This is a genomic window from Ruoffia tabacinasalis (assembly GCF_005864045.1).
Lineage (GTDB): Bacteria > Bacillota > Bacilli > Lactobacillales > Aerococcaceae > Ruoffia > Ruoffia tabacinasalis.
Genome location: NZ_VBSP01000110.1, coordinates 1 through 784, shown reverse-complemented (window position 1 = coordinate 784; position 784 = coordinate 1). Strand labels below are relative to the sequence as shown.

General features: G+C 35.6%; 1 protein-coding gene, 1 pseudogene and 1 other annotated feature. Of the genes and pseudogenes, one reads left to right on the top strand and one right to left on the bottom strand.

The annotated features are described in order from the left end of the window. Nucleotides 1–197 (top strand): annotated as a pseudogene (locus FEZ33_RS12250) (IS30 family transposase); the annotation flags it as partial. A 108-nt stretch (nucleotides 198–305) separates the two neighbouring features. Beyond that, nucleotides 306–530, bottom strand: a binding site (T-box leader). Between the two features lie 47 nt (nucleotides 531–577). Here FEZ33_RS12250 and FEZ33_RS12640 read toward each other — a convergent pair. Beyond that, the coding region (locus FEZ33_RS12640) for a hypothetical protein (protein WP_212746713.1) at nucleotides 578–784 on the bottom strand (207 nt) is incomplete at its 5' end.

Below are 784 nucleotides of genomic sequence, written 5' to 3'. Positions count from 1 at the left end.
TGAATGAGAATTCCAATGGTTTATTACGCAGAGACGGACTGCCAAAAGGAATGGACTTTAATCAAGTAGACCAAAGCTTTGTGTCATCGATTGCACACAAACGGAACACGATTCCACGGAAATCCTTACACTACCGAACACCGTTGGAAGTATTTTTGAGTTACTTAGATGAAGCAGTTTTGTCTAGCTTAATTTGACAAATCAAATTTTGATTTGCTCCTATGTTTTTTATTAATTAATAAATCTTTGACTAAGCATTGATGGTATTAAAAAAAAACCCGTCTCTATCGCTGTACAAATACAACGATAGAGACGGGGTTTATTCCGCGGTACCACTCTAGTTAACTCCCCTATACGGCCATATAGGGTTTATTCACTCTTTTTGTTAACGCCCAGACAGCGAAGTTAGCTATACATTCACTAACTTGTCTCATAAGTGCGGTTCGACTACTCTCAGATAAATAGGCTTCCACTCTGTCCTATCTCGCTGTTACCTTGAAGTAATTTACTCTCTTATTCTTTGACTTATTTATTAACTTGAAATTATTCTATCAACTCACAAAGTGAAAGTCAACAGTTAAATTAAAATAAAATTAGAATTATCTAAATAAACAGTCACTTCTTTAATTATACTCATATTTAATCCACAAAAAACACGGTTCATGAATTTTTGATGTTGGTGGACCGAGGAGCCAGGTGACGCAGTCACCTTGGCTCTTTTTTTATTCCTATGTTTAAGTGTCTCTCTATGCAACGATAGTTTGTGTTGTGTTCTCATCTTTAA